General features: G+C 63.4%; 25 protein-coding genes and 1 pseudogene. 16 read left to right on the top strand and 10 right to left on the bottom strand.

Features of this window, described 5'->3' with window-relative positions:
• Nucleotides 1–3: 3 nt before the first annotated feature.
• From IPM49_17930 to IPM49_17915, 4 genes are all read right to left on the bottom strand, one after another.
• Nucleotides 4–1443: a DUF389 domain-containing protein gene (locus IPM49_17930; protein ID MBK9276401.1), complete on the bottom strand. Its 1440-nt coding sequence runs from the start codon at nt 1441–1443 to the stop codon at nt 4–6.
• Nucleotides 1415–2101, bottom strand: a complete 687-nt coding sequence (locus IPM49_17925) for an ATP-binding cassette domain-containing protein (protein ID MBK9276400.1) — start codon at nt 2099–2101, stop codon at nt 1415–1417. The genes IPM49_17930 and IPM49_17925 overlap by 29 nt, the downstream gene beginning before the upstream one ends.
• Nucleotides 2085–2804 (bottom strand): hypothetical protein, encoded by a 720-nt coding sequence (locus IPM49_17920; GenBank protein ID MBK9276399.1) that lies wholly within the window; start codon nt 2802–2804, stop codon nt 2085–2087. The genes IPM49_17925 and IPM49_17920 overlap by 17 nt, the downstream gene beginning before the upstream one ends.
• Before the next feature lie 96 nt (nt 2805–2900).
• Nucleotides 2901–3041 carry a hypothetical protein gene (locus IPM49_17915; GenBank protein MBK9276398.1) on the bottom strand — a complete coding sequence of 47 codons (141 nt, stop codon included), beginning with the start codon at nt 3039–3041 and terminating at the stop codon, nt 2901–2903.
• 153 nt (nt 3042–3194) lie between these two features.
• On the opposite strand from IPM49_17915, the gene IPM49_17910 reads away from it, so the two are divergent.
• The 3 genes from IPM49_17910 to IPM49_17900 all read left to right on the top strand — a co-directional run bounded on the left by IPM49_17910 (nt 3195) and on the right by IPM49_17900 (nt 4965).
• Entirely contained in the window at nt 3195–3653 is a 459-nt protein-coding gene (locus IPM49_17910) for a MarR family transcriptional regulator (GenBank protein ID MBK9276397.1), read from the top strand.
• 68 nt (nt 3654–3721) lie between these two features.
• Nucleotides 3722–4129 (top strand): hypothetical protein, encoded by a 408-nt coding sequence (locus IPM49_17905; GenBank protein ID MBK9276396.1) that lies wholly within the window; start codon nt 3722–3724, stop codon nt 4127–4129.
• A gap of 5 nt (nt 4130–4134) precedes the next feature.
• A complete protein-coding gene (locus IPM49_17900) occupies nt 4135–4965 on the top strand; it encodes a pirin family protein (GenBank protein ID MBK9276395.1) in 831 nt (276 codons plus the stop codon).
• A 51-nt stretch (nt 4966–5016) separates the two neighbouring features.
• On the opposite strand, the gene IPM49_17895 is transcribed toward IPM49_17900, so the two are convergent.
• Together IPM49_17895 and IPM49_17890 are read right to left on the bottom strand one after the other, a co-directional pair.
• Entirely contained in the window at nt 5017–5313 is a 297-nt protein-coding gene (locus IPM49_17895) for a type II toxin-antitoxin system RelE/ParE family toxin (GenBank protein ID MBK9276394.1), read from the bottom strand.
• Complete coding sequence (locus IPM49_17890) at nt 5310–5696, bottom strand: addiction module protein (GenBank protein MBK9276393.1); 387 nt, start codon at nt 5694–5696, stop codon at nt 5310–5312. Before IPM49_17890 ends, IPM49_17895 begins: the two co-directional genes overlap by 4 nt.
• 360 nt (nt 5697–6056) lie before the next feature.
• Between IPM49_17890 and paaZ the strand changes: the two genes are divergently transcribed.
• The 3 genes from paaZ to IPM49_17875 all read left to right on the top strand — a co-directional run bounded on the left by paaZ (nt 6057) and on the right by IPM49_17875 (nt 10575).
• Nucleotides 6057–8129 (top strand): phenylacetic acid degradation bifunctional protein PaaZ, encoded by a 2073-nt coding sequence (paaZ, locus tag IPM49_17885; GenBank protein MBK9276392.1) that lies wholly within the window; start codon nt 6057–6059, stop codon nt 8127–8129.
• A gap of 244 nt (nt 8130–8373) precedes the next feature.
• Nucleotides 8374–9666, top strand: a complete 1293-nt coding sequence (locus tag IPM49_17880) for a hypothetical protein (GenBank protein MBK9276391.1) — start codon at nt 8374–8376, stop codon at nt 9664–9666.
• Between the two features lie 36 nt (nt 9667–9702).
• Complete coding sequence (locus tag IPM49_17875; GenBank protein ID MBK9276390.1) at nt 9703–10575, top strand: glycosyltransferase; 873 nt, start codon at nt 9703–9705, stop codon at nt 10573–10575.
• Between the two features lie 10 nt (nt 10576–10585).
• On the opposite strand, the gene IPM49_17870 is transcribed toward IPM49_17875, so the two are convergent.
• A complete protein-coding gene (locus tag IPM49_17870; protein ID MBK9276389.1) occupies nt 10586–11485 on the bottom strand; it encodes a phospholipase D family protein in 900 nt (299 codons plus the stop codon).
• 22 nt (nt 11486–11507) lie between these two features.
• Here IPM49_17870 and IPM49_17865 point away from each other — a divergent pair, with 22 nt between their 5' ends.
• The 10 genes and pseudogenes from IPM49_17865 to IPM49_17820 all read left to right on the top strand — a co-directional run bounded on the left by IPM49_17865 (nt 11508) and on the right by IPM49_17820 (nt 20994).
• A complete protein-coding gene (locus tag IPM49_17865; protein ID MBK9276388.1) occupies nt 11508–11720 on the top strand; it encodes a hypothetical protein in 213 nt (70 codons plus the stop codon).
• 62 nt (nt 11721–11782) lie between these two features.
• On the top strand, nt 11783–12265 hold the full coding sequence (locus IPM49_17860) for a hypothetical protein (GenBank protein MBK9276387.1): 483 nt from the start codon (nt 11783–11785) through the stop codon (nt 12263–12265).
• Between the two features lie 37 nt (nt 12266–12302).
• The gene (locus tag IPM49_17855) at nt 12303–12875 is read left to right on the top strand and encodes a hypothetical protein (GenBank protein ID MBK9276386.1); all 573 of its coding nucleotides are present in this window, start codon (nt 12303–12305) and stop codon (nt 12873–12875) included.
• A gap of 190 nt (nt 12876–13065) precedes the next feature.
• Nucleotides 13066–13878, top strand: a complete 813-nt coding sequence (locus IPM49_17850) for a restriction endonuclease (protein ID MBK9276385.1) — start codon at nt 13066–13068, stop codon at nt 13876–13878.
• Between the two features lie 43 nt (nt 13879–13921).
• Nucleotides 13922–14716, top strand: a complete 795-nt coding sequence (locus IPM49_17845; GenBank protein MBK9276384.1) for a nucleotidyltransferase domain-containing protein — start codon at nt 13922–13924, stop codon at nt 14714–14716.
• 741 nt (nt 14717–15457) lie between these two features.
• Complete coding sequence (locus tag IPM49_17840) at nt 15458–16084, top strand: fibronectin type III domain-containing protein (GenBank protein MBK9276383.1); 627 nt, start codon at nt 15458–15460, stop codon at nt 16082–16084.
• A gap of 372 nt (nt 16085–16456) precedes the next feature.
• Nucleotides 16457–17041 carry a hypothetical protein gene (locus tag IPM49_17835; GenBank protein ID MBK9276382.1) on the top strand — a complete coding sequence of 195 codons (585 nt, stop codon included), beginning with the start codon at nt 16457–16459 and terminating at the stop codon, nt 17039–17041.
• Between the two features lie 137 nt (nt 17042–17178).
• Nucleotides 17179–18401, top strand: a pseudogene (locus IPM49_17830) (IS256 family transposase).
• A gap of 378 nt (nt 18402–18779) precedes the next feature.
• The gene (locus IPM49_17825) at nt 18780–19685 is read left to right on the top strand and encodes a hypothetical protein (protein MBK9276381.1); all 906 of its coding nucleotides are present in this window, start codon (nt 18780–18782) and stop codon (nt 19683–19685) included.
• Between the two features lie 226 nt (nt 19686–19911).
• Nucleotides 19912–20994, top strand: coding sequence for a hypothetical protein (locus IPM49_17820; GenBank protein MBK9276380.1), 1083 nt, complete (start codon nt 19912–19914; stop codon nt 20992–20994).
• 107 nt (nt 20995–21101) lie between these two features.
• On the opposite strand, the gene IPM49_17815 is transcribed toward IPM49_17820, so the two are convergent.
• The 3 genes from IPM49_17815 to IPM49_17805 all read right to left on the bottom strand — a co-directional run bounded on the left by IPM49_17815 (nt 21102) and on the right by IPM49_17805 (nt 22988).
• Complete coding sequence (locus tag IPM49_17815) at nt 21102–21368, bottom strand: hypothetical protein (protein MBK9276379.1); 267 nt, start codon at nt 21366–21368, stop codon at nt 21102–21104.
• A 54-nt stretch (nt 21369–21422) separates the two neighbouring features.
• Nucleotides 21423–21659 carry a hypothetical protein gene (locus IPM49_17810; GenBank protein MBK9276378.1) on the bottom strand — a complete coding sequence of 79 codons (237 nt, stop codon included), beginning with the start codon at nt 21657–21659 and terminating at the stop codon, nt 21423–21425.
• 174 nt (nt 21660–21833) lie between these two features.
• A complete protein-coding gene (locus IPM49_17805) occupies nt 21834–22988 on the bottom strand; it encodes a hypothetical protein (protein MBK9276377.1) in 1155 nt (384 codons plus the stop codon).
• Between the last annotated feature and the right edge of the window lie 6 nt (nt 22989–22994).

Below are 22994 nucleotides of genomic sequence, written 5' to 3'. Positions count from 1 at the left end.
GGCTCAGCGTTTTCGCTTCGGCGGGGTGGCCGGGAGCCGCGGCAGGCTGTCCGCGGCGATCACCAGCGTGTGGCCCCTCCCGTTCAGCTTCTGCGCCAGCCAGCGGTCCATGCGGGCCACCTGGACGGTATCGGGATAGTGCATGTAGCGGGCGGACACCACGCGCGGCAGGGAATCCGCCTGGCCCGGCAGGTCCACCACGACAAGCCAGCGCAGGTCGGGCTCCAGGGCCATGGCCTCGCGCATCAACTCATCCCGGAACGCCTCCCGCCGGGCGAGGCTGTCCTTGATGGTGGAGAGCTGCGCCATCAACGCGCGTTGTTCGTCCAGCTGGCGCTGCAATCCGGCCGTTCGGGCACGATCCTCACGGCCGAGCTCCTTCAAGGAAAGCCCTGTCCGGACCTGCAGGTCGCACCCCGCAAGGCCGTGTACATCCAACCGCCGCCTGAGCTGCGCCTCCTGCACGCTGTCCACCCCGGACCCCATGTACGTGAGCACGATGGAGCGGCCCACCGGGTCCACGGTGCGCTGCACGAGGTAGTTGTCCGGGATGCCGGTCTCCATCGCGACGAAGCGGTCCGCCCGTTGCTTGAAGGTGTTCTGCTGCACCAGCCGCACCGCCAGCCAGATGCTGGGCGCCACGGTGAGCACCACGATGCCACTGACCACCTGGACGATCCGCCGCCGGATGACCGCATCCGCGAACTGCCGGGTGGGGTACTTGAGCCACCGGACAGTGCTGAAGGCCGCCAGGCTGATGAAGACCGAGTTGATGAGGAACAGGAACAGGGCCCCGGCGAAGTAGGCCCAGTTCGCATGCGCCAGCCCGAATCCCGCCGTACACAGCGGCGGCATCAGCGCCGTGGCGATGGCCACGCCGGGCACCACATTGCCGCGGTCCTTGCTCGCCGCCGCGATGATGCCCGCAAAGCCGCCGGCGGCGGCGATGAGCACGTCCCAGATGGTGGGATTGGTGCGGGCCAGGATCTCCGAATACGCCTCATCCAGCGGACTGACCAGGAAGTAGAGCGTGGACGTGACCACGCTGGCACCCACCGCGAACCCCAGGTTCTTCAACGCCCTGCGCACCAGCCTCAGGTCAAGCACCCCCAGACCGGCCCCAATGCCCACGATGGGCCCCATCAACGGCGAGATCAACATGGCACCGATGATCACCGCGGCCGAGTTGACGTTGAGGCCCACCGACGCGATGAGGATCGCGAAGACCAGGATGAGCAGATTGGTCCCCCGGAACACCACATTGCGCTCGATGGTCTCCAGGGCCACCGCCGGGTCCTCGGCGTTCTCACCCAGACGGAAGTACGTGAGCAGACGCTGGATGGTCATGGTGTTCGCGCTTCGCACAAAGATGCCATCCTCCGTGCATTCCGCGGCGCCCGGTGAACCGTTCGCGCTATCCACCCCACCGGGCGACCACATCATCGGTACGACGATCCAGTTCCGCGAAGAGCTCGGCTTCCAAGCCTTCGGTGCGGCCGCGCTCGAACACGCGCGTGAAGCGCCCCTGTTGCAAGAGGTGGATGCGGTCGCAAAGGGCGATCAGCGGGCCCAGCACGTGCGAGGTGATGATCACCGTGCGTCCGCGCTCGGCCAGTCGCTTGATGATCGCTTCGAGCACGCGCACCGAGGCCAGATCCAGGCCGTTCATCGGCTCATCGAGCAGCACCACCTCCCTGTCCAGGCTCAGCACGCCGAGCAGGGCCAGCTTACGCTTCATGCCCGTGGAGTACGTGGTGATGAGCGCATCGAGCGGGACTTCCAGCAACTCGTTCAGCATGCGCACATCGGCGGCGGCCGGACCGCTCATGAAGAGCTCCAGGTACTCGCGGCCCGTGATGCCCGGATGGAAGTAGGTGTCCGTCTCCAGGAACGCGGTGTTGCCGTGGCCCATGTCCGCGTCGTTCCAGCGCACCCGTGCTTCGGCATTGCGTCCGAAGCCGTACAGCGCGTTGAGGAAGGTGGTCTTGCCGGCTCCGTTAAGGCCAACGATCCCATGCACACCGGGTGTGAGGTCATAGGCCGGGATGTCCAGCACGGTCTTGTCGCCGTAGGCGCAGCGGAGTTCAGCGAGCGTGATCATGGAAATAGGCGGAGAGGTTGGCGCGGGCCTTGGGCACTTCGGTGAGGAGCATGACGAGCGGCACCACGCCGAGCCCGGGCAGGATGGCGAAGAGCGCGGCGACGGACACGTTGGCGCCATTGGCGGACAGGCGCTCGTTGGGCTGGTAGTTCGCGTACTTCAGCACCACGGCATAGGCCACCAGCGTGAGCAGGCCCAGGCCGAAGCCCACGTGCACCCACCACCATTCGGGACGGAACACCGTGGCTGCGAGGAGCACCGGCAGCTCCAGCACGAGCAGGAGGCGCAGCGCACCGAACACCTTCGTCCGCAGCAGCGCGCGGGCATCGGCTGCCGTGGCCAACAACATGGCGCGCGGCTCGCACTGCTCCTGCGCAGCGGCGGCCATCAGGGCAAGACCACCTAGCAGGAAGAGCGGCAGCACCGGCAACCAGCAGAGCGCCAAGGCCACCAGCCACGCAAGCAGTCCCCACGGGTGTGTGCCCTGCACCAGGCCGCGCCACTCGAAGAGCCGCGTCGGTATCCAACGCCGGAGCCAGCTACCACGGACACCGGAGGTGCGCACCACGGGTAGCCAGGGCAAAGCGACCGCCGCCAAGATCACCAGCGCTGAGGCCCACGCCCCGGCAAGGCCCAGCATCAGCAGCACGGGCAGCACCAACGCGCCGTACTCCACCGCCATGGCCTTGCGGGCCAGTGGCACGTGGCGATGCAGGAAGTGCAGGTCGGGCCGTCGCTGGTGCAGGCCCCAGACCGTGAGCAGTGCGCCACCCGCGATGTAGGCCGCATGGGCAGCGTCCTAGAGCACCGCGCGGTGCATCAGACCCAGCGCGAAGACAACGGCCAGCGCGAGCAGGACGATACCGTATTGCGGGAAGGCCCGGCGCAGCTGCAGCCAGCGCAGGCGAAGGAGCACGGCGGGACCGGGTGCGCTGGTCATCGAAGGCAAGTTGCGCGATCCGTCCGCTGTTTGGGCCGTCAACTACACCAACGGTGCTGTGGCAGCACCAGAAGGTGCACGACCGGACCGGCCGCGACCGCCAACCGGTCGTTCATTTGTTGCAACATATTATTCCCTTACCTTTGCCCCGTCATGCCCACCAAGTTCGCCGAAGCCATCCGCCAGCAGAAGTTCGGCAGCGCCACGCAGAAGGCGGTGCTGAACGTGCAGTACACGGCGAACTGGTTCCGCGACATGCAGCGCGGCGTGTTCAAGGACCTGCCCATCGAGCCGCAGCACTTCAACGTGCTCCGCATCCTGAAGGGGCGCCACCCCCACCCCGTTTGCCCCGGCGACATCAAGGCAGTGATGTTGGACAAGGCGCCGGACGTGACGCGGCTGGTGGACAAGCTGGTGGACCTCGGCTGGGTGGTGCGTGAGGTGGGCGCGGGCGACCGCCGGCGCGTGGACATCGGGCTTACCCCCAAAGGCCTTGAACAGCTCAATGCCATCACCGACCTGGTGAAGGAGCAGTCCAGAACGCTGAAAGGGCGACTGACCGATGCGGAGGCCGAACTGCTGAGCGACCTGCTGGACAAGCTCCGCGGATGACGCCCCCTTTTTTTGACCCTTTATTCGTTGCAACACATTTCGGCACTACTCACAAACAACCCCGAACCATGAACACCACGTACACCTTCAAGCAGACCTCCCTCGCCTCGTTGATCGCCGGTGCCGGCACCGCCGTGATCTGCCTGACATGGCGGACCGCGCACGAAGCCATCACCGGGTTCAGCGTCCCGCAGATCGTACATACCACGGGCATCACCATGAGCAGCTTCATCCCGCTCATCGTCGCCGGCATCATCTACTTCTTCGTGCAGAAGCTCGGTGCCAAAGGCCGCGTGGGCTACAGCATCGGCACCGTGGTGCTCGGGTTGCTCAGCCTCTGGGGCACCTTCAACCAGCCCATGCCCGACGGCTCGGCCACGCCTGCCGCCTTCACGATGCTCACCCTGCCGATGCACTTCGTGTCCATGGCGGGTGCCCTGCTCCTCCCCCGCATCGCTGCACGCCTCAACCCTTGAACACCATGCACAAGCCCCTCCGTGAACACGTCCCCCTGGCCTTCAAACCGGCCTTCCCCGGCCTGCGCGGGGTGGACATCATGGCCCACCGCTACGGCATCGAGCCCTTCCTGGTGCTCACCGAGTTCCACATGGAGCGCCCTGTCTTCGGGCCACACCCGCACGCTGGCATCTCGGTGATGACCTACATGCTGCCCGACAGCGCCGGTTCCTTCCTGAACCGCGACAGCCAGGGCGACCGCAGCGTGATCGAACCCGGCGGTGCGCATGTGACCCAGGCCGGCAGCGGCATCCACCACGACGAGTTCCCCACCGTGCCCGGCGTGGATTGCCACGGCTTCCAGATCTGGATCGACCATGCTGCCGATGACCGCACGGTAGCACCGCGCGCCATGCATGCCTTCGCCCAGGGCATCCCTGAAGTGCGGACAGCGCAACACCGGGTGCGCGTGGTGGCCGGGTCCTTCGATGGCCAGCGTTCCCCCTTCGATCTGGTGACACCGGTGACGCTGCTGCACGTGCAGCTTCACGCCAACCAAGCCATCACCCTTCCTGCGGAAACGATGGCCTTCGTGTACGCGCTGAGCGGCGCAGGGACCACGCTGGAGAAGCCCCTGCTGCCCCAGACGCTGGTGACCTACGCGGAGGGCGGCGATGTGGTGCAGGTGAGCGCTGGTGCGGAAGGCGTGGAGTTCCTCTTTGCCACCGGCACTCCCCACCGCGAACCCATCGTGTACGGCGGCCCCTTCGTGATGAGCAGCGAGGAGCAGATGCACCAGGCGCGGCTGCGGTTGGGGCGTGGGGAGATGGGGGAATTGGGGCCGGAGCGTCCGTAGTCGAGGACACGCCAATGCTCAACGTGCATGCACTTCAGCGCGGGTGCTTCGCTAGAACTTGCGCCCAGACCACCCGGCTGGCTTGCGCTTGCCGTGGTATACCGCCCGTATCCTCAGTTCATCGGGCAGGATCCGGTAATACACCCGGTATGGAAAACGCCGGACCTTCATGGACCCGGTGCCCCCATGGCGGGATCCCTCATGCGCATGCGCCCTTTCCAGCACAAAGCGGATCACCTCCGCCACCTCTGCTCTGAACTTCGCCCCCCACCCTGGTCGGCGCTCCTCGATGTACCATTCGGCTTCGCGCATCTCTTGAAGCGCCGCTGGATGGAAGCGTACGATCATCGCGCTCCCCGCTGCTTCTGGCGATCGCCATCCAGCAGGCGCTGCACCTCCTCCCAAGTGTATCCCTTCACCCGGCCACTGTCCATCTCACGGTCGCGCTTCTCCAGTTCGGCCACCTCTTCCGGTGAAAGTTCAGCGTCCAGGTCGAATTCGAATTCCTCGCGCACCGCATCCACGATGGCCCGGACCTCGTCCAGGGAGAAGGCCTGCTGCCCTTTCGGTATGAACCCGGCTTCACCTTCCTTCATCACGCTCATCCTCTCATTGGAAATGCCGTAGCCGCGCGGGCTGTCCAGCACGCGCTTCAAGGCCAGCAGCCGCTCCTCATCATCGATCAGCGCGATGCGCTCCAAGAGTTCGAGCTTGAAGGTCTTGATGTCCATAGCCCAAAGCTAATCCGCGGACCCTCGCCATGGGTTTTCCACAGATGGCACAGATGACGCAGATAGCTCAGTCCTGCCCGGTATTCATCCCGCTAAGGCGGGACAGGTCCTGCGCCATCGGCGTCATCTGCGGATGAACCCCGTCATCTGCGGATAGCCCTCCCGTGCCGATCTTCGCCTTCGAACGCCGAAGCGCACCAGCGCGAAGGCGGACCTCATGCAACTCCAGAACCACGCAGCCGGCCCCTGGATGGCCTGTAGGGCAGGAATGAAGAATGTAGAATGTAGAACGCTCAACTTGGAACGGGTGAGCAGCATTCAGCTTTCATCATTCTACATTCTACATTTTACATTCCGCTCATGAGCACCCAGTTACAGAACTACATCGCCGGCCAATGGGTCGCCGGCACCGGCCCGCAAGCCGAGCTCGTTGACGCCTCCACCGGCGAGCTCGTCGCCACCACCTCCTCCGGCGGCCTCGACTTCGCCGCCATGCTCCACTACGCCCGCACCGTGGGCGGACCCAAGCTCCGGAAGATGACCTTCCCCGAGCGCGGACGCATGCTCAAGGCCCTGGCCCTGTACCTGATGGAGCGCAAGGAGAAGTACTACACCATCAGCTACCGCACCGGCGCCACCAAGGCCGACAGCTGGGTGGATATCGAAGGCGGCATCGGCAACCTCTTCGCCAACGCCAGTTTGCGCCGCACCCTGGGCAACATGCCCTTCTACGTGGACGGCGAGGCCATCAAGACCAGCAAGACCGGCAGCTTCATCGGCCACCACATCATGGTGCCCAAGGAGGGCGTGGCCGTACACATCAACGCCTTCAACTTCCCCATCTGGGGCATGCTGGAGAAGTGCGCCGTCAACTGGATGGCCGGCGTGCCCGCCGTGGTGAAGCCCGCCACCGTCACCAGCTACCTCACCGAGGCCATGGTGAAGGACATCATCGCCAGCGGCATCCTGCCCGAGGGCGCCCTGCAGCTGATCGTGGGCAGCGCGGGTGATCTGCTCGATCACGTGATGCACCAGGACGTGGTCACCTTCACCGGCAGCGCCAGCACCGGCCGCATGCTCAAGCGCCACGACCGCCTCATCGACGAGAGCGTGCCCTTCAACATGGAGGCCGACAGCCTCAACGCCATCGTGCTCGGCCCCGACGCCGTGCCGGGCACCGAGGAGTACGAGCTCTTCATCAAGGAGGTGGGCCGCGAGATCACCCTCAAGTGCGGGCAGCGCTGCACCGGCGCGCGCCGCATCCTGGTGCCGCAGAACCTCATCGAGGACGTGCAGATCGCCCTGGGCAAACGCCTGGGCGGCACCGTGATCGGCGACCCGCGCACCGAGGGGGTACGCATGGGCGCGCTGGCGGGCAAGGCGCAGCGCGAGGAAGTGAAGCGCGCGCTGGCCGAGCTGCTCAAGGCCTCGCAGGTGGTGTACGGCGACCCCGACAGCGTGAACGTCACCGGGGCCGATGTGGCGAAGGGCGCCTTCATGAGCCCCATCCTGCTGCTCAATGCCGATCCCTGGAAGAACCAGCAGAGCCACAACGTGGAGGCCTTTGGTCCGGTGAGCACATTGATGCCCTACACCGACCTGGACGATGCCGTGGCCCTCACCAAGCTCGGCAAGGGCTCCTTGGTGGCCACCATCGCCACTTACGATGACAGGACCGCCCAGCAGTTCGTGTGGGGCGCCGCCAGCCACCACGGCCGCATGCTGGTGCTGAACCGCGAGATGGCCAAGGAGAACACCGGCCACGGCAGTCCGCTGGCCACGCTCGTACACGGCGGTCCCGGCCGCGCGGGCGGCGGCGAGGAGATGGGCGGCAAGCGCGGCGTGCTCCACTACCTGCAGCGCACCGCCATCCAGGGCAGCCCCACCACCATCACCGCCCTCACCCAGCAGTACCAGCAGGGCGCGCGCTACCACATCAGCGAAAAGCACCCCTTCCGCCTGCACTTCGAGGAGCTGAACATCGGCGACACGCTGCTCAGCGAGAAACACCTGGTGACGCTGCAGAACATCGAGGACTTCGCCGCGCTCAGCGGCGACCGCTTCTACGCGCACATGGACGCCAACAGCCTCGAGGGCACCCCCTTCACCGGCCGCGTGGCGCATGGCTACTTCATCCTCAGCCGAGCGGCGGGCCTCTTCGTGGATCCGCCAAAAGGCCCCGTGCTGCTCAACTACGGCATCGAGGAGTGCAGGTTCCTGAAGCCGGTGTACCCTGGCTCCACCATCCAGGTGAAGTTCACATGCCGCGAGAAATTGGATCAGGAGAAACGGCCGAAGACGGAGGATTCACCCAAGGGGGCGGATGTGGCGCGGGGGATAGTCAAATGGCTTGTAGACGTGGTGGATGAGACGGGCGAGACCGTGGCCCTGGCGACGATCTTAACGATGGTGAAGAAGCTCGACCAGAGTTAGGTGATGATGAGGGCGTGCCCGGCCCAAAAGCGGCCGGTCGCGTGCTCCGCTGTAGCCGGCTTGTCAGGGCCAGCACCCACGGCGCTGCGGGGTCCTCCTTCGTCGGCCTCCTCGCTGCTCGTGGCTGCAAGGCCCTTCCGGCGCCGGGCTGCCGCTGCGCCCGCTCACGCAACCCGCGCCACGTCTAAACTGATCGGTCTTGGACCGAATTTTGGAATTGGGTCATTCTCCTGCCCAAATCGCCATGCGTGATATCCTATACACCGTTGCGTACGACGACGCCCAGGAGTTGGTGTTGGCCGTGAACGCCGTAAAAGGCCAGCGCTACCACTGCCCTGAATGCAAGGGTGAAATGATACCACGCCGCAGTGTGGAGCAGAAGAAGGGTGCGAAGCGGCCACACTATGCGCATAAGGTCAAAAGCCCGAACTGCGAGCCAGAATCCGTGTTGCACTTCGGTTTCAAGCGATTGCTCTCCCAGCGGATCCAACGGCATCTGGACAACAAGGAGCCCCTGCCTATCAAGTGGCGGTGCGGAGCATGCGATCGCGAACACGAAGGAAACCTATTGAAGAAGGCCGCTCGGGTGGAAGAGGAACTCTCTCTCGGTCCATGCCGACCGGACATCGTTCTTTCCACCAATGCGGACAGCCCAGTTTGGGCATTGGAGGTTGTAGTAACGCATGCCCCCGAAGAGCAGGCACTTACCTACTACCGCCAGCAACGCATCGCACTCGCCCGCTTCGATCTGAAGAGCGATACAGATCTGGAGAAGGCCACAGCTCCTGTACTCGTGCCCGACCATGTAGACCAATGCGTGAACCCGCGATGTCCCAAGTGTCAGCGCTTTCAAAACAACGTAGTACTGTGGATCATCGAAGGCGGCTGTTGGAAATGCGGGTGCGTCATGCCCATCGCTGTTGTGGAGGGTGGTGAGTCACGCGGCGGCACGTACGCAGGGCCGGAGCAATTCACCGATGCCGAACTTCAACTTGCCCGAAGCAAGGGTTGTCTGATCAAGGACATGTATAGCCGAACACAGCGGCGCAGCTACCCGGCGAATACTTGCAAGGAGTGCGGAGCCTTCGCCGGCGAGTTCCACATGTTCACGCAGTACATCGCACCTGCTGGGCGTGGCGAACTGAAATACGAGAAGATCGACGTCGGACACTATTGCGAGCATTGCGATACTGAGGCCATGCTGAATGCTGACTGGGCCGGCGATAGCCTGGACGAAGAAGAGGATAGCGAACCCATCGAATCGGCGCCGAGGCCATATGAACGGAGGGAGCCAGAGATACCCGAATGGCAGAAAACCAAGGAAGGATTCTGCATCCGCTGCCGCACTCCAATAGTCCGCAATCGGTACAAACCATTGTGTGGCGAGTGCTTCTACCCTGAGAAGGTACGCGAGGACATGAACCTTGACCCGCCCGCAAACCGGCAGTTCTGTTTGCGATGCGGGGAATACCATCCCACTACACGTTGGAAACCATTCTGCTTACCGTGCTTTCACATCGCAGGAGCAAGGCGCTGACCGGCTGCCACAAACATTGACTGATCAGCTGAAGCCATGACCCTGCTGTCTAGAACCGGGTACATCCCTCGCCGAAGGTTTCTCTTGCAGCCGCCTTTGCCCACATCGGTCAAGGACATAACCGTGGTGGTGCCGGTCCTGAACAACGCTGCTGGTATCGCACAGATGCTCGCAGCCTTCCGGAACATGCACCCGCAGCATCAACTACCAGTCGAGATCATAGTCGTGGACAATGGATCGCGAACCGGCTTTGACCCGTTCCCGCCAGAGCTGCCCATCCGCTTGCTGAACTGCCAAAGACGCGGTCCGGCCAATGCGCGCAATCATGGAGCTTTGGCGGCGCGCACACCATGGCTCGCCTTCATGGACAGCGACTGTGTACCCCTGCCTGGGTCCTTTTCCGGCTACTTAGCCGCGCTCCCTGGCGCCGTAGCCTATGCAGGGCATGTAGAACCTCTCGTCCGCAATGCCGTTTCGCTGTACTACCACCAGCAGGAGATCCTGATACCGCCTGAAGTGGCAATAGGGGCTGAAGCCGGACGACCTGACTACCTCGTGACCGCCAATTGCCTCGTCTCGCGTGAAGCATTCCTGCTTGCTGGGGGCTTCGATGGTTCCATACCCATTGCGGGCGGAGAGGATGTAGACTTGGGCTTCCGCTTGCGCACCATTGGCCAGCTCGACTACGCGCACGGAAGCATCTGTTTGCATGACTTCGATGCCGATCTCGCTGACTTCATCCGACGATTCGAGCGCTATGGATTGGGAAACCGGTTGGTGGCCGAACGCTTCGGCCTTGACCTCACCCCGACACCCTTCTTGCCCGAAGTGGACAGCGCATTGAACCGGCAACTGGCGCAACTGCAATACGCCGCAATGCTGCATGGTTACAGCACCTTCCGGCGGTAAGCCAGTTACTTCAAACGAGCGACCATTTGTCGTCCGCCAAATTGATCTTACCGGCACTGCGCAAGTGCTGTTGTGCAGTGCGCACCGCGTGCTTCCACTTCTTGCCAAAATGCTGCTCGTTGATCACCCGATCAACGGTATCGTCGCAAAGGTCTGGATGTATCCGCTTTATCGCCTCGTGGATCTCTTTAGTTGGAAGTGGTCCATTTCGAAGCACATATAGCACAGCATCCGAGAAAATCGCATGAGCCGTCCTTCCTGCAGTCCGGGCAAGAAGAATGCTCTCCTCGGCAATATTCAGTCGTTCATCAAACTGGCGCTGAATGTCTTTCTCTGCTGTCTTGATCACAGCCTTGCTCAGTTCACGCAGTTCGCTGGCAATCTCAGCAAACGTCAACAGCTGGGTAACATCTACCAATGACCCAAGTGAGGCATAGTTTTCGGCATCTGCCCGAATAGCACGTACGCTGGCCTCATCATCGAACCAGACACCGTACTCGAAATTCCGGAACATTGCGCCATCAGTCAGGTTGCCAGAAGTAACGATGGCTAAACGATCGTCGGCAACATACACCTTGGCGTGCAAGCTCGGCAAGAAGCGGACAGCGCTTTTCGGCAGAGCTGTCGTCAGATCGTGAAGTGCCTTGGGGTCAGTGTACCCCGAAATCATGTTCTGGCGGGACAAGTCCGTCAGGATCGAAACCTTCAGGTCCGAAGCGCGACCGAGCTTCGTGACGGTATCGACAATGCGCTCGCATGGTCCTTTGGTGATGTACGGCGTACAAAGGAGCAGCGCGTTCTCCGCCTGCTCTACGAGTGTGGCGAACTGCTTGGACCATGGCGACTGTAGCAACTGCGGCATTGGCGGATTCTGAGTTGCAAAGTACAGATTGAGCTCTACCTTGCCCAAGTCCGGCCCAAAACACATCCCCATGGCAGCTAAGCGAAACCGTCGGCAACAAGCTCCTCTCAAAGCCGCTCAAGAGATCGGCTCCATACTGAAAGCGAATGAAAGCAACCCGGAAGTTGCAGAAGCTTTCAAAAAGCACCCATTGGTTCAAAACCTGTCAGGCACCTTCCAAGCGAGTCCAGAGATGATCCTCAAAGCATTTGAGATCCTGGACCGCAAGTCGAGAAAGTGCTAGGATTCTGATGGCCGCAAGAGGTCGGCACTGATGCCGTCTTCGAGCTGGAAGTGGTTGCCCACTTGGAGCATTGGTCTTCACTGATCGCTCCGAGCGACAAGGCGTACGACTACCTCCTCGACGATGGCAAAGGCCAGGTTTCTGTGCAGGTGAAGCTCCAGCGAAGCAAGGAGTTCCAGCCCATGACCGCCCGGCAGGCCAACCGCAAGTTCCCGGAGGACATGTGGGTCGTGGAAACGCAAAAGACGCGCGGTGGGAAAGGCGCCGATGACAGCGACACACGGCCCTACCGTTTCGGAGAGTTCGACATCCTTGCCGTGGCTATGCAGCCATCCACCGGCGACTGGTCCAAGTTCATGTATTGTGTCTCAGCCTGGCTTCGCCCCGATGCCAAGGACCGTGCATGCATCAACAAGTTCCAGCCAGTCGCAATGACACCCGGCGACATCTGGACGGACGACTTCGAAGAGTGCGTCCGCAGACTGCGCACGAAGGAAGCGAAGTTCAACAGCGTGGTGTGCGATCCGCCTGGCTTGTTTGACTAAGCCCTGCAAACCCAATCAACCCACCAAGAGCCCCCAAATGAGCAATTACCTCTCTGTCAATCAGCTAAAGCCTATTGACGACCTCTTCAAGGAACGGATGAACGACTTGAACGACCATGTGGCAGCCATAACCATTCAGCAGGCTAAGGATGAACGGAGTTTTGAGCAGTATGTCAATGCGACGAAAAAGGCTGTGCTCTTGGAACAGGCATCAATCGCTGAGCCGAAGGTCATTGACCACAATGAGGAAGTCAGGTCCGTTGGCTCAAGCGCCGAGAACATGTGGGGTGGTGAAAAGACCTACTACAATATCACCGTCGGCTTCAGTGTGTCGGGCAGCGAGGAATTGTTTGGCGTCTTTCCAAATGGGGCCACCTTAGATGGCTTGCGCTTCTATCAGCCTGATGGTGATAGTATTAATGTCGAAGTCACTCTCGGCGTGCTGAACAAGGAAGGTGCTTTGTCAAAGGCCAAAGAGCTAATGGCTCCAACTCACGGGCTACTTCGTCAAGCAAATCCTCAAGCTCAACAATGGTCAACCGCTGCCGAGGCGGTCATTCAAAGCCGCTTGGAAAAACGCAGAGCTGAACTTATTGAGCTATACGGCTAGCCCCGAGTTTGATTCACCCTATCATACTATCCCACCACCTTCGCCTTCACCACTGCACATCTACAGGCGTTGACCAACAGCTTCCAGCACAGGGTGGTTTTGAGATCCGTCCCCCTAGCTTCGGGCCGTTCCTCCATCACCCATGAAAGGCCCCCACTTCCTCAAGTATTGCATCCCACTTCTCCGCGTCATGAAGAACCTGGGCGGCTCAGGGGCCACCGGCGAGGTCGTGGATGCCGTGATCGCCGACCTGAAGATCCCAGACAGCGAGGTGGAGCAGCTCATCCCCTCCGGGCAGAGCCGCGTGCGCAACCAGATCCAGTGGGCGCGCTTCTACCTCACCAAGGCTGGTCTGATGGATTCGCCCAAGAGCGGTACATGGCGCCTTACACAAGAAGGTGTCGAGGCCAAGCTCACCGAGGAGCAGGTGTACCAGATGTTCCAGCGCATCCACCAGACCGTGGGTGGTGATCCGAAGTCGCGCGCGGAGAAGAAGGCCAAGAAGGAAAAGGAGAACCTGGACAACGACATCGTGGAGGACGAGGCCCACAGCGAGTCGCTGCTGGAGACCCTGAAGGCCCTCACCCCGAAAGGCTTCGAGCGGATCTGCAAGCGCCTGCTCACCGAGATCGGCATCCACGACATCCAGATCACCGGCGGCGCTGGTGACCAGGGCATCGATGGCATCGGCCGCATCCGCCTGAACGATGTGGTCAACTTCAACATCGTGTTCCAGTGCAAGCGCTACAAGGAGACCGTCTCCCCCGCCTTGGTCCGCGACTTCCGGGGTAGTATGCAGGGCCGCGCCGAAAAAGGGCTGATCCTCACCACCGGCCGCTTCACGCCCGATGCACAGAAGGAGGCCAACCGGGATGGCGTTCCTCCCATCGAGCTGATCGATGGTGAGCGCTTGGTAACGCTCTTCGAGAAGTACAAGCTTGGCTTGAAGCCAAGGGTCGTGTACGAGCTGGTGCCGGAGTTCTTCAGGAGTTTTGAGAGCTGAAGACCGTAGCCCCGGCATTCCCCCTATCCTCGGCTCCAAGCCCATGCATCCCGCCATCCCCGCCCCCATCCACACTGCCATTGTTGATGCATTGGCCCAAGCCGAGCAGCGCTACGACGTGAAGGTGCTGCTGGCCGTTGAGAGTGGGAGCCGTGCGTGGGGTTTCGCCAGTCCGGATAGCGACTGGGATGTGCGTTTCATCTACGTGCACCGACCGGAGTGGTACCTGGGTATTGACGAGAAGCGGGATGTGATCGAGGAAATGCTCCCGCTCGATATCGATCTTGCCGGCTGGGACCTTCGGAAGGCGCTACGCCTGTACCGCAAGAGCAACCCGCCGCTGTTGGAGTGGCTGCGCAGTCCGCTGAACTACCGGGAGCAGTACTCCACCGCCACCCAGTTGCGCACCCTCTCCGAGGGCTTCTTCAGCCCGGTTTCGGTGATGCATCACTACCTGAGCATGGGCAAGCGCAACCACGCCCAGTACCTGCAAAGCGAGCAGGTTCGCCTGAAGAAGTACCTCTACGTGCTGCGCCCCCTGCTGGCCTGCGACTGGATCGCGGCCACCGGTACCATGGCGCCCATGGAGTTCCACCACCTGCTGGATCGCCTGTTACCCAGCCGCAGCGTGCGCACCGCAGTGGACCAGCTCTTGCGCGACAAGATGAGCGGCGGTGAACTCGGACGTGGTCCGCGTGTGGCGGCATTGCACGACTGGATCGACGGTCGTCTGGCGCACTACGCGGCCCACCCACCCGAACCCCGCACGGCCACGGACGCCGACACGCGGAAGCTGGATGCATTACTGCGGGGGACCTTGGCGGAGGTTTGGCCTTGAGGCTTATTGGCCTAGTTGGCCTTAGCCTGTGGGCTTGTCGGCCTGAAGCCTGTAGGCCCTTTGGCCTTGGGCTTCGGGCCTGTCGGCTCATAGGCTTGCTGGCCTTGGGGCTCATGGGCCTATGGGCTAGTTGGCCTAAAGCCTGTAGGCCTTTTGGCCTTGGGCTTCGGGCCTGTTGGCTCATAGGCTTGCTGGCCTTGGGGCTCATGGGCCTCTGAGCTTGTTGGCCTTTAGCCTGTAGGCCTTGGGCTTGTGGGCCTGGGCGATCGGCCTGTTGCCCAAAAGTCATTGGGCATGTGACCTCAGGAGCCGGGGAGTGCTGCCACAGGTATCGGCCACTGCGATCATGGTCCCCGGCACCCCCGCCCGGGTGCATTGCGCATGGTGATCAACAGGCAGCACCCACCCGCCCGGGTGGGCAGGGACTGTTGGTGTTGGTCACCACCCCACCCGACCGGGTCAAGCGGATGTGTTGGTGATGGTGGCCTCCCCACCCGCCCGGGTGCGACCAGGTCCATGCTCAACCCGGAGGCATCACCCGCCCGGGAGGAGGGTGTATGTTCCTTCACCTGGTGGTCTCGCCCACCCGGGTGAGGTGAAGATGTAGATCACCTGTGCAGCAGGTCCCGCCCGGGTGAAGGCCATCACCCGGGCGGGTGCGCTGCCCCCCCGGGTCGGGAGCATGGTGCAACCCCCTTGGGTGCACGGGCGTACAAGGCCGCAACGCCACACCTGCAGGCCATGCCGAACGCGAACATCAAGCTGGAGCTGAAGACCTTGACCCCGGTACGCCTTGCCGCCCTGATGCGCGTGGTGGCCGATGGGCTGGAGGGCAACCCGCACCTGCCGGCACCGCCCCTCGCGGCCGCCGACCTGCGGGCCGCGGCCGTGGCCTTGAGCCACGCCATCACCGAAGCGCACGAGGGCAGCCGCCAGAGCAAGTTGCAGCGCAACGACCGGGTGGCCCAGGCCGCCGGGGACCTGCGCCGTGTGGCGGACTACGTGCGCATGGTGGCGCAGGGCGATGCCGTCATCCTGGCCTCCAGTGGCTTCGAGCTGGCCAGGCCGTCGGGTCCGCCGCAGCCCATGGGCACGCCGGTGATGCGCGGTGCGCACATGACCGGTCGCCACGGCGAGGTGGAACTGCGCTGGAGCGGGGTGGCCAACCGCCACACCTACCACATCTACATGACCGAGCAGGACCCTGCGGATCCGAACTGCGCATGGTCCCTGATCGGCATCACCGGCAAGATCACGCACCGCGTGCAGCACCTGGTGGCCTACCGGCCCTACTGGTTCTGCGTAAGCGCTGTGGGCGCCCTGGGCGAAGGCCGCCAGAGCGATCCGGTACTGGGCCGCGCGGCGTGATCGCGACCACCACCGCTGGCTGCGCTGGCACCTGCGCGAAGCCTGCCCAAGCCCAGCTCAAAAGGTCCCTTCGGCAGCTCGGGGTACGCACGCGTTCTCTGATCGAACTCCCGCAACGTGGCGGCGCCGATCTTCTCCCCGTGGCTGCCCTCCCATCGAACTGATCGATGGTGAGCGCTTGGTGGGCCTGTTCGAAAAGGTCGGATCGGGCCTGAAGCCGAAGATCATGCGCGAGCTGGTGCAGGTGCTATCCAGGAACTCTTGTGAGCGAGCCGGCTTGGCCCCGCAGCGTTGGCGATCCCGTACACCTCAACGCAGCACCCCGCTTTTTCACCCCATGAACCCAACGAGCACAAGCGTGTACCGCCCAGCATGAACCAGCACGCCAAGCACCTGGTCCTTGTGCTCTCCTGCCTGATCGGCGGCAGAGCGATGGCACAGCCAGGCCCTATCCCCGTTCTGTTCAACCCGCCCTGCGGCAAGGCGCCCAACACCTCGTACGACCTGAGCAGCGACGGAGTGTTCGACCTCGAACTCGTGCGCACGGAGGTGGGCACCGATGATGTGCCGAGCAGCCATGGATGGTGCGGCCGCACGCTTCGTGGGGTGAACGGCACGAAGATCCTACGTGCGGAGGATGGCTCTGGACCGGGCGAGGCCACGCGCTTCGCGCGGCACGATTCCCTGCCGGTCCTGGGTCGCGAGAACGACCTCATGCCTTCACGCTACCAATGGATCGATGCCGAGGTGCAGGCGATCACGTGGCCCTACGGCACGGCGGTCGGGCAGCCCTACCGACCGGCCCTGGACCCCGAGCGCCCGGTGGTGGTGGTGCGGGTGCCCGGACCCGACGGCGCGAAATGGGTGGCCGTGCTCCTGGAGGTGAAGGAGGCGTCGCGGGAGGTGTATGTCATTTCCCTGGCCGAGGCCCCGGAGGGTGAGGTGCTGCGGTGGTAGGTCTGTGATCGTAGAAGGGTGTTCGAGAAGGTCGAGCTGGTGCCGGAGTTCTTCCGGAGCGTTGAGCGCAAGGCCAGTTCTCTGAGACTGTTCAGTAAAGTGTGTCAGGCCGGATTGCGAACTTCAACACCTGACCCATGGAGGACAAGACGGACAAGTTCGATTACGAAGCCTTCGAGAAGGAGGCCATGAAGCAATTGCTACTGGGCAAGCCCTTGAGCGGCAGCGATGGGGTGCTGACCCCGCTGGTGAAGCGACTGATGGAGGCCTCGCTACGGGGCGAGCTGAGCGCTCACCTGGCCGAGGAGCCGCCTGGAGGTAACCGGCGCAACGGACATGGGCGCAAGCGGGTGAAGACCGCCCACGGAGAGGTGGAGATCGCCACGCCGCGCGACCGTGAGGGAACCTTCGACCCGGTGCTGCTGCCCAAGCGCGAGCGCGTGCTGAACGCCGAGCTGGACATGAAGATCATCAAGCTCTACGGGCTTGGGATGAGCCAGCGCGACATAAGCGACCATGTGCGGGACCTGTACGGCATCGAGGTGAGCGAGGCCACGATCAGCGCGGTGACCGACCAGGTGATCGCCGATGTACAGACCTGGCGGCAGCGGCCCTTGGAGGCGCGCTACGCGATCGTGTGGCTCGATGCCATCCACTTCAAGGTGAAGCAGGAAGGGCGCGTGGTGAACAAGGCCGTATACACCGCCTTGGGCGTTGGCCCCGATGGCCACAAGGACCTGCTGGGCCTGTACGTGGGGCAGAGCGAAGGGGCCAAGTTCTGGCTGGGCGTGCTGGGCGACCTGCGCCAACGCGGCGTGGAGGACATGCTGATCGCATGCATCGACAACCTGAGCGGCTTCTCCGACGCGATCTCCTTGGTGTACCCACAGAGCGATATCCAGCTCTGCATCGTGCACCAGGTGCGCAATACCCTGAAGTACATCAGCTACAAGCACTACAAGGAGGTGGTCAAGGACATGCGGGCCATCTACCGGGCCCCTGGTGAGCAGCAAGCGCTGCATGCCCTGGAGGTCTTCAGCGACAAATGGGGGAACGCTACCCGCAGGCGGTGAGCTCCTGGCACACCAACTGGCCGCTGCTGGCCAGCCAGTACCGCTACAGCGAGCGCATCCGGCGGCTCATCTACACCACCAATCCCATCGAGGGCTTCCACGCTCAGCTGCGCAAGTACACCAAGACCAAGCGCGTCTTCGACAACGACATGGCCCTGCTCAAGCTGCTCTATCTGGCCCAGCAGCGCATCGTGGAGAAAATGGCCGCCAAGCCCATCTTCGCTTGGAGGGAGATAGCCGCCGAGCTACGCCTGCTCTTCGGCCCACGCTTCGATCCACAGGCGATCAACACCGATCAACAGGTTCTGAGTCTCCCCCGGACCCCCTCGTTCAAAACCCAACAACATCAACATCATCAGCAATAACGATGATGACACACTTTATCTAACAGACCCAGTTCTCTGTTCGCACCTTTTCAGCGGCGCACGTGGTCATCGATAGTGCCCGTGTCGCTGACCTGCCTGGTTCGGATAGCGTGTCGGGCAACCGCCCAAGACATGCCCTGGCCTCAGCCCGCGCTGTAACAACCTGCGCCTCTCGACGTCGTATCGTTGTCCATGCGATCGCCCCCACTCGTACCACTTGCACTTTCCGTGCTCCTCCATGGTGCGGGTTGTACTCCCTCTCCGCCCAGATCCGGCGATCCCGAGGTCTTGTTGGTAGGTGTGCTTCACCAGATCCCCGACAGCCTGGCGTGCAACTGGAAGAGCGCCTATGAGAAGGTGTTCCGCTATGCACCGGATGCCATCGCCGTGGAGCACCCAGCGCCTGCCGACACGCTGAGCATGGCGCATTATTTCGGCGCGGATCACGCCACCTACCGCGACTCGGTGATGGTGGCGTGGGAAGGGCGCGTGCTCACGTTGGAGGAACTGGACGCGTTGCGGGATGCGCCACCGGCCGGTGCGGACAGCACGGCGCACTGGCTTCATAAGTGGCGCTATGCCGCGCTGGCTTTGGATGTCGGGAACCGCGACCAGGCCAGTTACCAGCTGCGGAACGCCGATGTGAACACCCTCGTCGATACCAGCACCGCCTTCGGCCGCGCGTTCGTGAACAGGCACGCGCGTCTCCTGGCCGGGATGAGCAACACCGAGTTCGGGAACCTGGTGCATCCGCTGGCGGCCGCATTGGGCATCGAACGCTTGCACCTCACGGACGAGCGGCGGTACAACGCGGCGCAGAGCCTGGCTTACCAAGCCTTCGCGGAGAAGTTGGACAGTGCTCAACAGCGCACGTTGGAGGGTGCGTGGGCGGCGTTCAACGCAGCTGAAGCGGAGGCGACTCAGCGCTGCGCGGTGCTCGAACGGGTGAACACGCACGCCTGGATCGCCCATGGTGATAGTCTTCAAACGAAAGTGCTCGCCGCCTGGGGCGATCCGGACTACACGGCCTTCGTACGAGCCTGGGAGGCGCGTAACGCGTCCATTGCCGATCGCATCATCGCCGCCGCGGAAGAGGATCAGGCGCAACGCATTGCGGTGTTCTACGGCTATATGCACGTGGCTCCCGTGAAGCGAGCGCTGGAAGCGAAGGGCTACCGCGTGAAGGTGCTGGAGGATCTGGAGTGAACGGGGGCGACATCCTTTGGCCCTGCGCAGGGCTCCGCCTCGGGACCTTGCGCAGGCCCCACTCCATAGGTTCATTCGGGGGCTTGCGGCTCGCCCGGTTCTTCTTGTCGAACCCATGGAACGCGACGGCGCCGCTCCTCTCCTGTAGGCCTCACACACTCCTATCGGCCATCTGCAATGCCACCCGTAGTAATTGCGCGCCGCATGACCGCCCTACCTTCATCCCATGCCCACCCACCTATGGCCGCTTCTATTGCTCCCGCTCTTCGCGTGCTCCAATGCTTCATTGCATGGGCAGCGGTCCGCTGAGGGGCTCGCCTCCGGCACAGGCACGGCGCACGACAGCCCCCCCCTTGCGGAGTACGTGGTGGGCGCCTTCGAGGACAGCAAGGGCGGCCTGTGGTTCGGCACCATCAACAACGGGCTGGCGCACGTGGTGGATGGCCGGCTCACCTTCATCGACAGCACGCAGGGCCTGCCGCCCAACGGCGGGCACGGCATGGTGGAAGCACCCGATGGGATGCTGTGGTTCGCGGGCCACGACGGGGTGTTCCTTTACGACCCCGCCCGCCCGGGCCCGCCGCAGGTGCTGCACAGGAGCGGAGCCAACGTCCGCACCGACCGGAGCGGCCACGTGTGGGTGAGCACCCAGGGCAAGGTGATCCGGTACACGGACGCGCGCACGCCGGTGGAGTTCGCCGTGCCCCTGCCGGAGCTGCCACCGGCCGCGTACAGCATCGATCCGCGCAAGCTCGTGTTCCAGATGGAGGACACTCATGGCCGGCTCTGGTTCAGCACCGATGGGCATGGGGCCATCTGCTGGGACCCGGAGGTGGCCGCCCGCGGCACGGGCGATCCGTTCACGCGCTACACCAAGCAGGACGGGCTGTGCAGCAACACGCCTTGGTCGATCGTGGAGGATCACGAGGGCCGCATCTGGTTCGCGTGCATCCAGGCCTTCCAACCCCGGGAGACCGGCGACGGTGGCCTCTGCGTGCTGGAGCAGGACGGCACCTTCACCACCTTCCCCGAGGTGCCCGGGCTGCACCACAACGACCTCTATACCCTGTACGTGGACCGCGACGGTGCGCTGTGGAGCAGCGCGTACAAGCACGGCGTGTACCGCTACAGCAACGGCCGCTTCACACTGTTCAACACCACCGACCGGCCGGACCTGAACGGGATCTTCGGGTTGCAGGCGATGCTACAGGACCGCCGCGGCCGCTACTGGATGGGCTTCAGCGGCGGGCTGTTCACCCTGGAAGGCGACCGCCTGGTGCATGTGCCGCGCGGGGGGCCGTGGGAGTGAGGGGGGCTGGTGAGCCTGGCCGATCGGTGAGAGAAAGGAGGAGCATGCGGTGTAGGTGACGCCGGCCCAGAACTTCAAGACACGTATGAGATGCGACGGAAGCGCGATCACGCCTCCTTCCATCCCCGCTTCATCGCCCGGAGGTACTTCGGGTGCCGGCGCATATCGAAAAGTCCGATGATGACGATGACCTTGGGATCGACCCGGTAGAGCAGGATGTTGTAGGGTTTGATCGGTGCTTCGCGCAACCGGGCATGGCCCGCGCTTCGGAAGCCCTTCGGGAACAGCACGATGTACCGGATGGTATCCTCCACCTCATCCACGAAGCGCTGCTCCTCGCGCCGTCCATTCCTTGCGCAGGTACTTGAGCACATCGATGTAGGTGGCGATGGCCTTGGGCGTCCACCGTACGGTCTTGGGCTTGCCGCCTACCGCTTTCGCCATGCCTGCACCTGCTTCATGGCTTCCGCGTGGCTCACGGTCTCGCCGCGATCGGCCTGGGCCAGACTCTCCTCCACATCGCGGCGCACCTTGGCGGGCAGCTTGGCCCACCAGTCACCGCGGGGCCGGTCAAGTACCGATCTCAACTCATCCAACAGGTCCTCGTCCGTGGTGTTCAGGACCTCTTTGGCGATCATTGCCTGCTTGACCTCAACGCGGCTCATGGTACTGTGCTTACTGTCAAATGTAAGACGCTCCAGCAAGCGCTCATTGCGCGCGTACCGTGATCGGTCCATTCGATACCACACTCGCCACAGGCGAGCGCGGGCATTTGGGGGGAGCGAGCGCGCGTATTGGGGGGGGCCTTTGTTGCTCGATGCCTCAAGCATCAGATCCCCCTACCTCCGCATCAACCGCAGCATCAACCTCCACGCCACCAGGTCCGCCACTTTTTCGGGGTACACGTTCTGCGAGGTCTCCCAGTCGTAGAACTTCCGCAGCGCGTCCAGGAAGTGCGCCTCGCTCGCGTAGATGACGTGATCCGGGTGATCGCCGTGGTCAGACCGTACGAAATGCCCGCCGTTCCAGGTGATGTTCGTGCCCCCTTCCTTGTGCGAGGTGGAGAAGCGCGCGCCCTGCTTCATGGCCGCCACGATGGTCCGTTGCACCGCCTGCACGGAGTCGAGGTGCGCCTCGGCGTTCAACGCGGCAGCGCAGATCCGTTGGTACCGTTCGGATGTCCCTTCTTCAGCTGTGGGCGGCTCGGCGGGCGAGAAGCCGCGCGTCCAGTGGGCGAACCAGGTGCCGGCCGTGTGGCGGTAATAGGCGTGGTGCGTGGCCGCGGCATCGGCCCAGGAGGTCTCCGCACGGAGGGAATAACAATGGGCGTGCGGCAGCGCCGCCAGAAAGCGCAGCTCGAAATGATACCGCGCCCCGACGACGTTGGCGCTCGCCGTCAGGGTGAGCCGGTCATGCTGCATGGAAGCGGCGAACAGGGTCATCAGGTCACGCTCCAGCGCGAACTGGACCTCGTGCGGCGGACGCGGGTCGCGGAAGTGCAGCAGGCGCGCCGCGCTGGTGGCGGTCTCCGTGGAGGTCAGCGCGCCTTCCGGAAGGGGGGCGGGCTGCGCGGGCTCCGCCGCACCGCGATCACCGCTCATCGCGCGGACGACCGCCGGAGCTGAACGGGCTTCGCGCGGAGCGCGCTTGGACAAGGCATCCGGCTTCGGCTCGTGCGCTTTGCGGATGGCGTCCATGTCGGGCTCCGGCTCGGGCGGCAGCGGCGGTTCCAACACGAAGAAGTGCCGCTGCGCCGTGGTGAACTCGCCCGCGTACGAGGAATTGTTGCGCGCGTAGAAGCTCACCTCGCCGATCGATCGGCGGCGTTCGGGTGCGACCGCACTCGCCAGCTTCACCGAGGCCCCGCAGGGCGCAGCGGGAAAGCCGTTCTCGATGGCCACGATGCTGTTGCCGGCCTGCAGCTCGGCTTCAATGAGCTGGCGCAAGGGCGCGGGGAACGCCGCGATGGGCTGGCGGAAAGGCTCGGGGATCATCGTCGG

The sequence above is a fragment of the Flavobacteriales bacterium genome, from assembly GCA_016715895.1.
In the GTDB taxonomy this organism is placed as follows: domain Bacteria; phylum Bacteroidota; class Bacteroidia; order Flavobacteriales_F; family PHOS-HE28; genus PHOS-HE28.
This window is presented reverse-complemented; position numbering and strand designations above follow the sequence as displayed.

Bases quoted from the DNA above. Each gene is read 5' to 3' on its own strand.
- IPM49_17930 (MBK9276401.1), bottom strand. From the start codon at position 1,443: ATGATGTGGTCGCCCGGTGGGGTGGATAGCGCGAACGGTTCACCGGGC.
- IPM49_17925 (MBK9276400.1), bottom strand. From the start codon at position 2,101: ATGATCACGCTCGCTGAACTCCGCTGCGCCTACGGCGACAAGACCGTG.
- IPM49_17915 (MBK9276398.1), bottom strand. From the start codon at position 3,041: ATGACCAGCGCACCCGGTCCCGCCGTGCTCCTTCGCCTGCGCTGGCTG.
- IPM49_17910 (MBK9276397.1), top strand. From the start codon at position 3,195: ATGCCCACCAAGTTCGCCGAAGCCATCCGCCAGCAGAAGTTCGGCAGC.
- IPM49_17905 (MBK9276396.1), top strand. From the start codon at position 3,722: ATGAACACCACGTACACCTTCAAGCAGACCTCCCTCGCCTCGTTGATC.
- IPM49_17900 (MBK9276395.1), top strand. From the start codon at position 4,135: ATGCACAAGCCCCTCCGTGAACACGTCCCCCTGGCCTTCAAACCGGCC.
- IPM49_17895 (MBK9276394.1), bottom strand. From the start codon at position 5,313: ATGATCGTACGCTTCCATCCAGCGGCGCTTCAAGAGATGCGCGAAGCC.
- IPM49_17890 (MBK9276393.1), bottom strand. From the start codon at position 5,696: ATGGACATCAAGACCTTCAAGCTCGAACTCTTGGAGCGCATCGCGCTG.
- paaZ (MBK9276392.1), top strand. From the start codon at position 6,057: ATGAGCACCCAGTTACAGAACTACATCGCCGGCCAATGGGTCGCCGGC.
- IPM49_17880 (MBK9276391.1), top strand. From the start codon at position 8,374: ATGCGTGATATCCTATACACCGTTGCGTACGACGACGCCCAGGAGTTG.
- IPM49_17875 (MBK9276390.1), top strand. From the start codon at position 9,703: ATGACCCTGCTGTCTAGAACCGGGTACATCCCTCGCCGAAGGTTTCTC.
- IPM49_17865 (MBK9276388.1), top strand. From the start codon at position 11,508: ATGGCAGCTAAGCGAAACCGTCGGCAACAAGCTCCTCTCAAAGCCGCT.
- IPM49_17855 (MBK9276386.1), top strand. From the start codon at position 12,303: ATGAGCAATTACCTCTCTGTCAATCAGCTAAAGCCTATTGACGACCTC.
- IPM49_17850 (MBK9276385.1), top strand. From the start codon at position 13,066: ATGAAGAACCTGGGCGGCTCAGGGGCCACCGGCGAGGTCGTGGATGCC.
- IPM49_17845 (MBK9276384.1), top strand. From the start codon at position 13,922: ATGCATCCCGCCATCCCCGCCCCCATCCACACTGCCATTGTTGATGCA.
- IPM49_17840 (MBK9276383.1), top strand. From the start codon at position 15,458: ATGCCGAACGCGAACATCAAGCTGGAGCTGAAGACCTTGACCCCGGTA.
- IPM49_17835 (MBK9276382.1), top strand. From the start codon at position 16,457: ATGAACCAGCACGCCAAGCACCTGGTCCTTGTGCTCTCCTGCCTGATC.
- IPM49_17820 (MBK9276380.1), top strand. From the start codon at position 19,912: ATGCCCACCCACCTATGGCCGCTTCTATTGCTCCCGCTCTTCGCGTGC.
- IPM49_17815 (MBK9276379.1), bottom strand. From the start codon at position 21,368: ATGTGCTCAAGTACCTGCGCAAGGAATGGACGGCGCGAGGAGCAGCGC.
- IPM49_17810 (MBK9276378.1), bottom strand. From the start codon at position 21,659: ATGAGCCGCGTTGAGGTCAAGCAGGCAATGATCGCCAAAGAGGTCCTG.
- IPM49_17805 (MBK9276377.1), bottom strand. From the start codon at position 22,988: ATGATCCCCGAGCCTTTCCGCCAGCCCATCGCGGCGTTCCCCGCGCCC.